At 64.9% G+C, this 13,283-nt stretch carries 11 protein-coding genes; 3 read left to right on the top strand and 8 right to left on the bottom strand.

Annotated features, from left to right (window positions below; translation table 11 throughout):
- Position 1 precedes the first annotated feature (1 nt).
- Complete coding sequence (locus tag ASF16_RS03480) at positions 2 to 970, top strand: glycosyltransferase (protein WP_056162804.1); 969 nt, start codon at positions 2 to 4, stop codon at positions 968 to 970.
- 131 nt (positions 971 to 1,101) lie between these two features.
- Here ASF16_RS03480 and ASF16_RS03475 read toward each other — a convergent pair whose 3' ends face one another.
- Positions 1,102 to 3,132: a glycosyltransferase family 39 protein gene (locus ASF16_RS03475; protein WP_162241048.1), complete on the bottom strand. Its 2,031-nt coding sequence runs from the start codon at positions 3,130 to 3,132 to the stop codon at positions 1,102 to 1,104.
- Positions 3,133 to 3,284: 152 nt separating this feature from the next.
- On the opposite strand from ASF16_RS03475, the gene ASF16_RS03470 reads away from it, so the two are divergent.
- Positions 3,285 to 4,073, top strand: a complete 789-nt coding sequence (locus ASF16_RS03470) for an HAD-IIB family hydrolase (RefSeq protein ID WP_056162799.1) — start codon at positions 3,285 to 3,287, stop codon at positions 4,071 to 4,073.
- A gap of 219 nt (positions 4,074 to 4,292) precedes the next feature.
- On the opposite strand, the gene ASF16_RS03465 is transcribed toward ASF16_RS03470, so the two are convergent.
- The 5 genes from ASF16_RS03465 to ASF16_RS03445 form a co-directional block, all read right to left on the bottom strand.
- A complete protein-coding gene (locus ASF16_RS03465; RefSeq protein WP_056163016.1) occupies positions 4,293 to 5,528 on the bottom strand; it encodes an ROK family transcriptional regulator in 1,236 nt (411 codons plus the stop codon).
- A 52-nt stretch (positions 5,529 to 5,580) separates the two neighbouring features.
- Complete coding sequence (locus ASF16_RS03460) at positions 5,581 to 6,033, bottom strand: RbsD/FucU family protein (protein ID WP_056162796.1); 453 nt, start codon at positions 6,031 to 6,033, stop codon at positions 5,581 to 5,583.
- A 19-nt stretch (positions 6,034 to 6,052) separates the two neighbouring features.
- Positions 6,053 to 6,865 (bottom strand): ATP-binding cassette domain-containing protein, encoded by an 813-nt coding sequence (locus ASF16_RS03455; RefSeq protein WP_156371928.1) that lies wholly within the window; start codon positions 6,863 to 6,865, stop codon positions 6,053 to 6,055.
- Between the two features lie 2 nt (positions 6,866 to 6,867).
- Positions 6,868 to 7,827, bottom strand: coding sequence for an ABC transporter permease (locus tag ASF16_RS03450; RefSeq protein ID WP_056162790.1), 960 nt, complete (start codon positions 7,825 to 7,827; stop codon positions 6,868 to 6,870).
- Between the two features lie 85 nt (positions 7,828 to 7,912).
- A complete protein-coding gene (locus tag ASF16_RS03445) occupies positions 7,913 to 8,920 on the bottom strand; it encodes a sugar ABC transporter substrate-binding protein (RefSeq protein WP_056163013.1) in 1,008 nt (335 codons plus the stop codon).
- Positions 8,921 to 9,173: 253 nt separating this feature from the next.
- Here ASF16_RS03445 and ASF16_RS03440 point away from each other — a divergent pair, with 253 nt between their 5' ends.
- Positions 9,174 to 10,181 carry a PfkB family carbohydrate kinase gene (locus tag ASF16_RS03440; RefSeq protein ID WP_369817105.1) on the top strand — a complete coding sequence of 336 codons (1,008 nt, stop codon included), beginning with the start codon at positions 9,174 to 9,176 and terminating at the stop codon, positions 10,179 to 10,181.
- Between the two features lie 75 nt (positions 10,182 to 10,256).
- Here the strand turns inward: ASF16_RS03440 and ASF16_RS03435 are convergent, their stop codons facing one another.
- Positions 10,257 to 11,942: an NYN domain-containing protein gene (locus ASF16_RS03435; RefSeq protein ID WP_056162787.1), complete on the bottom strand. Its 1,686-nt coding sequence runs from the start codon at positions 11,940 to 11,942 to the stop codon at positions 10,257 to 10,259.
- A 290-nt stretch (positions 11,943 to 12,232) separates the two neighbouring features.
- Positions 12,233 to 13,195, bottom strand: coding sequence for a tripartite tricarboxylate transporter substrate binding protein (locus ASF16_RS03430; RefSeq protein ID WP_056162784.1), 963 nt, complete (start codon positions 13,193 to 13,195; stop codon positions 12,233 to 12,235).
- Positions 13,196 to 13,283: the final 88 nt, after the last annotated feature.

Raw genomic sequence — 13,283 nt, 5'->3', positions numbered from 1 at the left:
AATGCGCATTGCGGTCGCCATTCCCTGCTACAAGGTATTGCAGCATGTCCTCGGAGTCATCGAGGCCATCGGTTCGGAAGTCGAAGTCATCTATGCCGTGGACGATGCCTGTCCCGAAGGCAGCGGCCGGTTCATCGAACAGAACAACAGGGACCCGCGGGTCCGAGTGCTTTACAACCCGCAAAATCGTGGTGTGGGTGGCGCGATCGTGACGGCCTATCAGGCGGCCATAGCGGATGGTATGGACATCGTTGTCAAGATCGACGGGGATGGCCAGATGAATCCGACACTCCTCCCCAAGTTCGTCCGCCCTCTTCTGCAAAAACGGGCTGACTACACCAAAGGAAATCGCTTTTACCGGCCTGAGTCGGTGCAGGGCATGCCTCCGATGCGCCTGTTCGGCAATGGTGCGCTGTCTTTCCTGACAAAGTTAAGCTGCGGCTATTGGAACGTCATGGATCCGACCAACGGCTATACGGCAATCCGCACCCAAGTCCTGAAAGAACTGCCACTCGAAAAACTCGAGCAACGCTATTTTTTCGAGACTGACATGCTGTTCAGGCTCAACACCATACGTGCCGTGGTCAAGGATATTCCCATGGATTCTGTCTATGCAGACGAGGAATCCAACCTGAAAATCGGCAAGATACTCCCAGAATTCCTGCGCAAACACCTGTCGCGGCTATGGAGACGCTATGTGTACAACTACATCGTTCGCGACTTCAATGTAGGCACCTTGTATAGCCTCACCGGCATACTCTTGTTTGTCTTCGGGTCGATTTTCGGAGTATCACACTGGATCATGAGCAGCCAGAATCATCAACCCGCGACCAGCGGAACCGTGATGCTGGCCGCACTGCCCCTTCTGGCAGGAATCCAGTTTTTGGTGGCATTCATGCATTACGACGTTGGCAATTTGCCCACGGAGCCGCTCAGCCAGAATCTCGACGAAGAAATTCTTGAATCCTGACCGTCGGCAGGCACCCAATGCTGGCAAGTTGGCGGCCTCGTCGATGAGGGGCTCAATGCCGTGCCCCTTTCCCCCATGAACCCGTGGTGTCGGGAAAGCGGCCGGTTCCGGCAACCAACCGCTCACGCGTGCTACGGTTGCTTCTTGTCGGGCAATCGAGGCTCGTGAGGCTGATAGGGGCTGAATGCGCTTCCATGGAGGACAAGTTCTCGGCTTGCCTCAGCCAACGTCGAACGCAGCAGTTCTGCGCCACCCCAATGGATCTCTATTCCCGCAGGGCAGGTGAATTTGAATATCAATTCTCCGCTCTCTCGCGGGCGCATGCTCTGCCCTGCGCTCAAGGCATAGCTGTGCATTTCGCCATCGCGTGAAAGAAAAACCCGAGGAGGCAAAGTGGATGTCGGACTGTCCGGCTGAGAATAGCTGACCGCCACATCGCGGCAGGCGCTCGGGATGTCCCCCCGCATTTGCAGCCTGACGCGCCAGATGGCCTCATACACGCTCTCTCTCGACAGGCTCAAGCCCCGAGGAATGTTCACCTGTATAGCCAATTCGGACAGATAGTCGCGTGTGACCCATCGGTTGTCACCCCTGGCCTCCATGCCGGACACCCGTGCCGGGCCAAATGCGTCACCGTTCAATACGACGGCAGCGGGGCCCAGCCGGTGGGGGTCGAGGGAGAGCCGTTCATGGCGCAACGCCCAGTCGCCAGCAGCCCTGTGGACAAAAAGAAGCAGCACGAGGAAGGCGATCTGTCCGGCCGCCCTGGGCCACTTGCGCAGGTTGCGCAGGTTGCCTTGTCCTGCTTCATTACCTGCGAACAATAGGCGAACGTGCCGGGTCAGCATGGCCAATGCTACGGACCCAAGAATGACGAATAATGGATCCAGAAACGCACCGTTGTAACGCGCGTTATAGAGTATCGGAAGAAACTGGGCAATCATTCCACCCGTCAATAATACCAAGGCGACGCAACAAAAAATCATCCCCTTGGCTTGGTCCGATGGGGTCCACGCTACGGGACAGGATCCACTCCTTGCATGGGGAGCTGGTATCAGCTGTTCAAAAATTTCCACAACCGCCCGACGCCCTCGGAACAGCGCCGTCTGGCACAGCAACCCAATGCCTGCGCAAAGCAAAATCACTTGCAACTGCCGTTTTTCGCGCCATTCGGGATCAAAGTGATTTTCGACTGGACTGTACAGAAGCCATGCGCGCGCCTTGCTGGCAAAAAACCGCAAATTATCCAGAAAACTGGTCTGCGTAATCATGTGGACCGCGATTTGTTTTTGCCAGCGATCAGCCTCAATTTCAAGATTTCCCCGCGTGGCGGGGTTGATGGTTGAGGCAGTGTGCCCGACATCGTACTGAAAATTGGTGTAGTACGGTTCCTCCCCCATGTGCAAGGGGTGTACGCCATAATACAGCCCCGCTCCCGCGCCTGTGCCAATGCTCCAACTGCCGAAATAGATGCCATTTTTGGCAATCACCAGCAGGGGAAGCACCAACGCCAACAACAAGGCATACGTTGCACGGCGAAATATCACCTTGACATGAGGTGCAGTGTCTTTAAGGGCGCCGATCCGCCAAGCGGCGTATGCTGCAGCCATCAAAGCGAGTACTCCCAGCACGACATATTGCAGCACTGGTCGCGATAGCAGGGTGATGGTCAAACCCAGCGAGGTTGCCGCAAACCAGCGGATCCTCGGATTGCCTGACACAATTGCCTCCACCAGCCCAAAGACGAACAGCAAAAACCCGAACATGTACATGGCCTCTGTCAATACCTGAGGTATTGCATGGAGCAGCGTATGGGTTGTCACCCATATGGCAGTGGCCGAAACGGCAGCTACGGCACCGCCCAACCGTAGCGCGATACGCCACACCAGGAATATGCAAATGATGAAAAGCCCGCAATTCGCGAGCTTGATAGCCAACTCATTCACACCCCAGACAGCACTCCACACATAGCCTAGCGGTGCCACGCTATAGCTCAATATATCTGTAGCTATAAATTCCAATGGATCTCCCAGAAGTTTTCTTCCGCCTGGCAGATAAATCCATTCTGCGTCGCCATTCACCATTCCAACTGATCTGACATAGACCTTGTACAGGCCGCGGACCGCAACGGCGCTTACCAACAGCAACCAAGTCCAAGTCATTATTCTTCGCCAGGACGCAGCCGGGGCGGTAGAGGCATTCCAGGATTTCATACAATTTCAGTCAAAGACACGGGCGTTTTTCTTTCTCATTACACTCATCAACCTGAATCAAGGCTGAGCTTCCGATACTAACCCACCAGCCTTCCACCGCAATGCAATTGATTAACCTTCAGCGTACGCCCGACCTTTCGAAAATAGTCGGACTTCTCACGGATATCGACGACACCCTCACGACGGATGGCGCCGTCACGACGGATGCTGTCCGGGCGCTCAAGAGTTTGAAGTCAGCAGGGTTACCCATCATCCCCATCACCGGCCGCCCCGTCGGCTGGAGCGAACCTTTCGCACTGTCTTGGCCCGTGGACGCCATCGTGGCCGAGAACGGCGCGGTCGCGCTGGTCCGGCAACCCGATGGTTCGCTGAACAAGCTCTACCAGCAGGACGCAACCACCCGCACCGCCAACTTCGCCCGCATGCAACAGGTGCTGGCCCAGATCGAGCACGAAGTCCCCGGCGCGCGCCGCGCCACCGACTCCGCGGGCCGCGAGTGCGACATCGCCATCGACCACAGCGAGTTCACGCAGATGCCGCAGGCGCACATTGATCAATGCGTTGCGCTGATGCAGGCGGCGGGCATGAACGCCACCGTGAGCAGCATCCACATCAACGGTTGGTACGGCACGCACAACAAGCTCGAAGGCGCGCGGTGGATCGTGCGCGAGCTGTTCGGGCGTGACCTGGATGCCGAGATCGACCGCTGGGTGTACGTGGGCGACTCCACCAACGACCAGCTCATGTTCCAGCACTTCCCGCACAGCGTAGGGGTGGCCAACATTGCGCGGTTCGTGCCGCAGTTGCAGCACTTGCCGCGGTACGTGACCGAGGGTGAACGGGGCGCGGGGTTTGCTGAAGTGGCGCGGGCCATTCTGGCGGGCCGGTAAAACAACGGGCTTGGAGGTGAAGCCTCTGGCGGGGCGTTCAAGGGATGTCGGCGGGCAAAACCTCCAGCCCACCAAATCCCTCAGACCGTCCACCCAAGGTTTTACTGAATAAAAATGGCCTCTACCGCTTGATAGGCAATCGCAAGTAGCTATTTAATTCATAGCAAACCCACGCTGTACACCACACACCGCAGAGCACGCAGCACAGAACGCAGAGCGTCAAGCCTTCAAAAAAATCTCGTGGTCCGGCGCAAAGCAAGCGTGCAGCGGCAGCAGCGCACCGCCCAGCGCGCGCGCATCCGAGCCGATGCTGCCCAGCTCCAGCCGTGGCGGCTGGTGCAGGCCTTCCCAGTTGTAGTCGGCCAGCGAACGGCGCGCGCCTTCGCACAGCGCCTGCAGCAGCTCGGGCGCGCAGGCGCCGTCCAGCACCACGGCGTCCGGGTCGAGGAAGGCGGTGGCCGACACGATGCAGTGCGCCAGCGCCGTGGCCGCACTGTCGATCCACGCGCGGCTGTGGGCCAGCCAGGGGGCCTGCAGCACGCGCTTGTCGTAGGCGGCCATGGGGTCCAGGCCGTGGGCGCGAAAGCGCTGCTCCAGCTCCCACAGCGATGCCTGGCTGATGAGCTGCGCGGGTGCCTGGCCCGGCTGCGCTGGGGTCAGAGGCAGCGAGGCCACCGCGCCTGCGTTGCCGTGCAGGCCGCGGTGCAGGTGCGAGTTGATGACCAAGCCACCACCGATGAACGTGTCCATGAACAGGTACAGAAAGCTCGGGATGTCGCGCCCGCGGCCCTGCAGCAGCTCGGCCACGCAGGCGGCCGAGGTGTCCTTGGCAAAGCTCACGGGCAGCTCGGTCATCTGCTGCACCTGCTCGGCCAGGTCGATGTTGTTCCACGCTTCCGATTGCGCCTCGGTCAGCCCCAGCATGCGGTGCCAGCCGCCCAGCTGGAACGGGGCTGCCACGCCCACCCCCACCACGCGCGAGCGCAGCGGGCCCAGGCCGTCGAGCAGCTGGTTCAGGTGACGGCGGATGGCGGGCAGCAGCACATCGATGTCGGGGAACGCATAGTCCAGCACCACGCGCTCGCGCACGTGGCCGGTGAAGTCGACCAGCAGCCAGTCGGCGCTGCGCCGGCCGATCTTGATGCCGATGGCAAACGCGCCGTCCGGGTTCAGGCCGATGGGGACCGAGGGCTGGCCCACGCGGCCGCGCACCGGGGCTTCGCGGCGCAGCAGCTGGTCTTCGTCCAGCCGCGCGGTGATGAGGCCGATGGTCTGCGCGGTGAGCCCGGTGACACGCGCCATCTCGGCCTTGGCCAGGCTGCCGTGCGTGCGCAGGGCCTGCAGCACCACCCGCTCGTTGAACTGGCGCAGCCCCACGTGGTTGGAGCCCCGCTGGCGCAGCCGCACCGGCCCGGCGGCTGCGGGCTCAGGTGCGTCTGCAATGGCGTCAGGCAGGTCTGCGGAGTCGAGAGGGATCACGGTGGTGGTGGCAGAAAAATGTGCGGGATCAGGGCTGCAAAGTGTCGCCGATGACGCCCTTGCGCAGCAGAAAGTTTCCCCAGGGCTGCAGCTCGCCAGTCACCACGATGGCGTACGCGCGCCGGGCGCGTTCGTAGAACGCGAAGCGCTCCACGCCTTCGGCCTGCTCGCTGGCCACGCCTTCGCGGGCCAGCACCTGCAGGGTGTCGCGCTGCAGGGCCGAGCGGTACGGCGCCTCGGTGCCGCCCACCTGCATGTAGGCCACGGGGTGGGGCACGTCCTGCGCCAGCGGCAGCACGCTGGCCACGGCCTGCACGGCGCGGGCCATGCCGATGCCGGGCAGGCGCAGCACGGGCTTGCCAGCCCCAAGGCTCATGGCGGTGAAGTTGGCGTCGGCCAGCACGATGGCGTCGTCATGGCCCATCTCGGCCAGCACCTTGAGCAGGTCGGGGGTCAGCAGGGGGTCGATGTTCTTGAGCATGGGTAGATTCGCGGCCCGTTCAGGCCAGGCATTCGGCAGGCAGCTCCGACGCCGCCATGGCGCCGGTCATCACGGCCACGGTGTCGCTCATGCTGATCTTTTGGGGGTTGACGACGGCAGCACGCTTGCCCAGCCGGGCGATGTGGATGCGGTCGGCGATCTCGAACACGTGGGGCATGTTGTGGCTGATCAGGATCACGGGCAGGCCCTTGTCGCGCACGCGGCGGATCAGCTCCAGCACCATGTTGCCCTCCTTCACGCCCAGCGCGGCGGTGGGCTCGTCCATGATGACCACGTGCCGCGCAAAGGCCGCGGCGCGCGCCACGGCCACGCACTGGCGCTGCCCGCCCGACAGCGTCTCCACCGCCTGCGTCATGGACCGGATGCCGACCTTCAACTCGTTCATGCGCGCCACGCTTTCTTCGAGCATGCGCTTCTTGTCCAGCATGCGCAGCACACGGCCGGCCATGCCGGGGCGCAGCAGTTCGCGGCCCAGGAACAGGTTCTCGGCAATCGTCATGGCCGGGGCCACGGCAAGGTCCTGGTACACGGTTTCGATGCCCGCGCGGCGCGCATCGATGGGGCTCTTGAACTGTACGGGTACGCCGTCGAGCAGCACGGTGCCCTCGTCCGGCACGGTGGCGCCCGACAGCGCCTTGATCAGGCTGGATTTGCCCGCGCCGTTGTCGCCGATCACGGCCATGATCTCGCCGGCGCGCAGCTCGAAGTCGGCACCATCGAGCGCCACGACCTGGCCGTAGCGCTTGACCAGGCCCTTGGCCTGCATCACCAGCGGTGCCGCGGATGGAGAAGATTGTTGAGCGGCGTTCATCATCAACGCACTCCTTTGCGCGAGAGTTGGTCGGTGGCCACGGCCAGGATCACGAGGATGCCGGTGACCAGTATCTGGTAGACGGACGACACGCCCATCAGCGTGAGCCCGTTGCGGAACACGCCCACGATGAGCGCACCCACAAGCGTGCCCAGGATCACCCCGCGCCCGCCGAACAGGCTGGTGCCGCCCAGCACCACGGCGCTGATGGCGTCGAGGTTCTCGGTCTGCCCCGCATTGGGGTCGCCCGCACCGGTGCGCGCCACCGACAGCAGCGCGGCGATGCCGTAGAACACGCCGGCCAGCATGTAGACGAAGAGCAGCACGCGGTCCGTCGGTATGCCGGTGAGGCGCGTGGCCTCGGGGTTGTTGCCCACGGCGTAGATGTGGCGGCCCGGCGCGGTCTCGCGCAGGAAGAACCACATCGCCACGTACAGCGCCAGCATCAGCAGCGCGCCCCACACCACGGCCGTTCCGCCGACCTGGAAGGTGTTGCCCAGCATGGTCATGCCACCCGGAATGTCGGTGATGGTCTGCGCGCCCGAGTACAGCTGCGTGGCGGCGAACGCGATATTGAGCGTACCCAGCGTCACGATGAACGGCGGCAGCTTGACCTTGGTGACCAAGAGGCCGTTGACCATGCCGAACAGCGTGGTCACCGCCATGCCGCAGGCGATCGCCACGGGGGCCGACAGGCCATAGTCCGACGCCACCTTGGTCATCACGATGCCGCCCAGCGCCATGACCATGCCGCACGACAGGTCGATGCCCGCGGTCAGGATGACCAGCGTCTGCCCGATGGCGATGACGCCCACGACCATCACCTGCTGCAGGATGAGCGCAAAGTTCTGGCTTGACAGGAAGCGGTCGCTCTGCAGCGCGAAGAAGCCGCAGGCCAGCAGCAGCGCGATGAAGGGCCCGAGCGTGGCCAGCGGGGGGAGCTTGGAGGCGGTGGTGTTCATGGCATTCGGGGGTCGTTCGTCTACGCGCCGGGCAGTGGGCCCGGCGCCAGGGTGTCAGCCGGCAGCGGAGCCGCCAGCGACTTGTTTACTTCGCGCCCCAGCACAGGTCCGTGCCGGTCTTCACGTCCTTGCTGTCCACGCCGGGCACGGCCTTGGCGGCGATCAGCGTTACGCCGGTGTCGGTGTAGCCGCTGACCTTCTTGCCGGTCTTGGCGTGCTCCACACCGGCCGCCACGCCCAGCGCGGCCATGCGCAGCGGGTACTGCTGGCTGGTGGCGGCGATGGCGCCCTTGCCCACGTCGGCCACGCCGGCGCAGCCGCCGTCCACCGACACGATGATCGTGCCCTTGTCCTTACCGGCGGCCTTCAGCGCGTTGTAGGCACCGGCGGCAGCAGGCTCGTTGATGGTGTAGACGAGGTTGATGTCGGGGTTCTTCTGCAGGCAGTTTTCCATGCCGGTCTGGCCCTTGGCGCGGTCGCCGAAGCTGTCGGCCATGCACACCACCTCGGCGGGGCGCGACAGCTCGTTGCTCTTGGCATCGTTGGCCTGCAGGCCGAATCCCTTGAGGAAGCCGTTGTGGCGCTGGGCACCCACGGGGTGGCCGGGGTGCAGGTCCAACATGGCGATGACGGGTTTCTTGCCGGCCAGCGCCGCCTTGGCGTACTGGCCGATCAGCTCGCCGGCCTTGTAGTTGTCGGTGGCGAACAGCGCATCGGTGGCGTCGGCCGGCTCGGTGGGGCTGTCGAGCGCGATCACCATCACGCCCTTGGCCTGGGCCTTCTTGATGGCTGGCACGATGGCCTTGGCGTCGCTGGGCGTGATCAGGATGGTGGTGGCGCCCGCGGCGATAAGGTTCTCCATGGCCGTGACCTGGCCGGCGTTGTCGCCGTCGGTCTTGCCCGCGGCCGACACCACCTTGGCGCCGAGCTTCTTGGCTTCGGCCGTGGCGCCTTCCTTCATCTTCACGAAGAAGGGGTTGGTCTCGGTCTTGGTGATCAGGCCGATCACGGGCTCGGCAGCCTGGGCCAGGCTACAGGCCAGGGCGCCAGACAAGGCAATGGCGGACAGCACGAAAGCAGGGGCGCGTTGGATCACGGTTGTCTCCTTGGAACGGATGGCTGAAACCCCGGGCGCCACACGGTGCGGCACCTCGGGAACACCACTCTTGTCGGGTGGATGGGATCGAACTATAGTGCGTTGCAATTTAATAAATCAAGTGGATTTAGTTATGGTTTTCCCTAGCCGATCAGCACCTGACACCGCCACCCTCACACCGCTCCCAGGGTCGCGCGCTCCCCTAGAACCAACGGCCTCCACGCCCACCGACGCAGCACCAGCCCTGCGGGTGGCCACCGCCGGAGAAGCCCTGTTCGACCTGATCCAGGAGGCTGACGGACGCCTGCGGCCCTGCGCGGGCGGGGCCGTCTACAACCTCACCCGTGCGCTGGGCCTGCAGGGCGTGGGCACGATTTACCTGAACCCGCTGTCGGCCGACCTGCTGGGCCGACAGCTTTTGCAGGGCCTGCACGACGCCGGCGTGGCCCTGGCATCGCCCGTGCCCGTGCGCGCGCCCAGCGCGCTGGCGGTGGCCGCGCTGGATGCCGAGGGCAAGGCCAGCTACAGCTTCTATCGCGATGGCGTGGCCGACCGCCAGGCCACGGGCGACGCGCTGATCGCCGCCTGCACCGCCCTGCCCGGCCTGCAGGTGGTGGCCACCGGCTGCCTCGCGCTGGTGGCGCAGGACGCAGGCATCTACCTGCCGTGGCTTGCAGCCCAGCGTGCCGCCGGGCGCATGGTGGTGGTCGATGCCAACCTGCGCCTGTCAGCGGTAGACGACGTGCCCGCCTACCGGGCCAACGTGATGGCCGCGCTGCAGCACGCCCACCTCATCAAGGTGAGCGACGACGACCTGGAGGCACTGGCCGTGCCGGGCGGCACCGCACTGCAGCGCGCCCGGCACCTGCTGGACCACACCCGCGCCCAGTGGCTGGCCCTGACGCTGGGGCCCGGCGGCGCGTGGCTGCTGCAGCGCGACGGCCAGGCCGTGCATGCGCAAGAGCACGCGCCCTTGGCCGTGGCCGACACCGTGGGGGCGGGAGATTGTTTTCTGGCCGGTCTCATCACCGCGCTGCTGGCGGGGCCGGAGCGGGGGCAGGAGGCCCTGTGCGAGCGCCCCGGGGGCCTGGTGGCCCCGCTGGCTACCGAGCGGCTGCACGCCGTGCTGTGGCATGCGCTCGCCAGTGCCAGCCATTGCGTGGAGCAGGTGGGCTGCGTGCCGCCCCGCTACGACACGGTGCGCCAGCGGCTCGCCGCGCAGGCGGGCGCGTCCGCCGTACAGGCAGCCGCCGCATAAGGCCAGGGTTGCATTGGCTGGCGGCGCGTGTCAGCCGTGCGGCAGGCGTTCAGCCCGGCCGGCGGCTGGCACCGTTCACTCAGCGGGCTTGGTGGTTTTGCCTGTGCTGCGCGGCTTGCGGGCGCGGGGCGCTGGGGTCTTTGCAGCGGCCTCTGGAGTTGCTGCTGTTGCAGCAGCCGCGGCGGCCTTGGGTTTGGCCGATGCTGTTCGTGGCTTGGGCGCTGGCGCGGGTTGCGATGCGGCCGCCGGTGCCTCCGAGTCGCCCGTTGCTGCCTTGCGCCCGCTGGTCTTGCGCGCTGCCGATCCGGCGCGGCGGCTGCGGGGTGCAGGGGCGCTGGACTCTTCGGCTGCTTCATCGGGTGCCTCGACCATCGCGGGCGCTGAGGCCTGGTGGTCATCGTCGGCACCCCACTGCTGAGCTGGAGCGCCGGACTGGTAGTCGTCATCATTCAACACGGCATCGCGACGCGGCGGGGCGTCGACCGCAGCGGGTGCAGGCGCTGGTGCGGCCGCCGGCTGACTGAAGTAGCTGCGGGTCGGACGCTCCGGCTGATCGTCATCCTGCGCATTGCGCGTGTCCCGCGTGTCACGAGCATCTCGAGCCTCACGTGAATTGCGGGAGTCACGCGAATCACGGCCATCGTGAGCATCCACGCCGAAGTCGGGCTGCTGGTCGCCATGGTCCTCTGCCTGCCCATCGCGGCGCATCTCTGCGTGCTGCGGTGCCGACGAGCGCCCAGCGCCTTCGCCCCGGCGCCCGCGCGAGCGGCCACCGCGGCCATTGCCGCCGCCGCCTTCGCCCTGGCCTGCCGAGGTGTCCGGCACCGAAGCCACGGCATGGAAATCGTGGCGGACGTGACCCGCTGCGCCCCCCTGCCGCTCGGCCGGTGCGTCGGCGCGGCCCGAGGGATCGGCACTGCCTGCGCCCACTCCGCCGCCCAGCGAGCGGAACACATACGCGCCGGACTTCTCGTCACGGCCGAACTCCAGCAGGCCGCGTGCTTGCGCTTCCTCCAGCAGGTTGCCAAAGGTGCGAAAGCCGTAATAGCTCTCGCTGAAATCGGGCTTGCGGCGCTTGATGGCTTCCTTGAGGACCGACGCCCAGATCTTGCCGCTGTCGCCGCGCTCGGAGGTCAGCGCCTCGAAGGTCTCCACCGCCAGCTCCACGCCCTGGGTGCGGCGCACGTCCTGGGTTTCCTTGCGATGGCGCTCTTCCTCGGGCGTGCGACGCGGCGCGGGGGCCGAGCCGGGGTTCTGGCGCCGGGCCATCGCGCGCTGGTTCTCGCGCACCAGGTCGTCGTAGAAGATGAATTCATCGCAGTTGGCGATGAGCAGGTCCGACGTGGACTGCTTCACGCCCACGCCGATCACCTGCTTGTTGTTCTCGCGCAGCTTGGACACGAGCGGCGAGAAGTCCGAGTCGCCACTGATGATCACGAAGGTGTTCACGTGCGACTTGGTGTAGCACAGGTCCAGCGCGTCCACCACCAGGCGGATGTCCGCCGAGTTCTTGCCCGACTGCCGCACATGGGGGATTTCGATCAGCTCGAAATTCGCCTCGTGCATGGTGGCCTTGAAGCCCTTGTAGCGCTCCCAGTCGCAATAGGCCTTCTTGACCACGATGGAGCCCTTGAGCAGCAGGCGCTCCAGGATGGGCTTGATGTCGAACTTTTCATACTGCGCATCGCGCACGCCCAGGGCGACGTTTTCGAAGTCGCAGAACAGGGCCATGCTGATGCTGTTGTCGGAGGGGGATGCCATAAATGCTCGCGGTATTCCGTTCAATGTTGGGACGGATCATCACACGGAACGCCATACGCCCCTCCGGAGGCCATGTCGCGGTACCGATGAATAGCGTGAGGGCGGACCTTCAGTGAGAAAAGTTTGCCAGCGAAACGTCGTGACTGGCGCGTCCCGGGCCAGTGCCCCCGCGCAAGGGCCGCCAAGCCGCTTGCGGCGCTTCACTTCCGTGCGCTGGGGGCGTCCCCCTCCCGCCAGCGCAGCGCAGCGAGAGAGGGGGAAGCGGCGCAGCCGCTCAGGGGGTGCTCACTTCAACTCGGCTTGGCCAGGCCCAGTTTTTCCACCAGCGCCTTCTCGCGCGTGAAGGTGTCCTGCGCGAATTTCTTGTACGCCGACGTGCTCATGTACATCGGCACCATGTCGTAGCGGGCCAGCGCGGTCTTGTAGCTGTCCTGCTCCATCGCCTGCTTGAAGGCATCGTGCAGGCGCTTGACCACCGCATCGGGTGTGCCCTTGGGCGCGCCGATGCCGAAGGGCGAGTTCTGCACCAGGTTCAGCCCCAGCTCCTTGAGCGTGGGTGCGTCCGGGAACTTGGCCAGGCGCTCGGCGCCCCAGGTGTTGAGCACGCGCAGCTTGCCGGCCTCGACCTGCGGCGCAAAGCCGGTGGAGTCGGCCGCCGCCATGATCTGCCCGCCCAGGATGGACTGCATCAGGTCCGCACTGCCCTTGTAGGGCACGTGTAGCAGCTCCAGCCCCAGTTGCTGGGCGATCAGCTCCATCGTCAGGTGCGGGCTGGTCATGGTGCCGGTGGAGCCGTAGCTCAGCTTGCCGGGATTGGCCTTGGCCCAGGCCACGAAGTGCGTCCAGGTCTTGAGCGGCGAGTCGGCCGGCACCACCAGCCCGAACGCATAGCCGGTGACGTTGAGCACGTAGCTGATGTCCTTGACCGGGTCCCAGTTGATCTTGGTGGTGTAGGGCAGGCGAAAGACGCCCAGCGGAATCTGCGCCACGGTGTAGCCGTCGGCCGCAGCGCCCTGCAGCGCCTGCGCGGGCAGCGTGCCGCCGGCGCCGGGCTTGTTCTCCACGATGACCGGCTGGCCCAGGATCTTGCCGGCGCTGTCGGCCAGCGAACGCATGGTGATGTCGGTGGGGCCGCCCGCCGGGAAGGCGATCACGAGCTTGATGGGCTTGTTCGGAAAGCTCTGGGCCTGCGCCATGAAAGCGGGGGCGGCGAGGCCGGCGGCTCCCCATTGGATGATCTGGCGACGTTGCATGGCGGGGCTCCTCAATAGCAAAAACAAAGACTTCGCCATTGGACTTCAACCGACTCCTCAGGGGTCTTGCGGAAACCCCCTAGCCGGT

The sequence above is a fragment of the Acidovorax sp. Leaf78 genome (assembly GCF_001422735.1).
Classification (GTDB): Bacteria; Pseudomonadota; Gammaproteobacteria; order Burkholderiales; family Burkholderiaceae_C; genus Acidovorax.
This window is presented reverse-complemented; position numbering and strand designations above follow the sequence as displayed.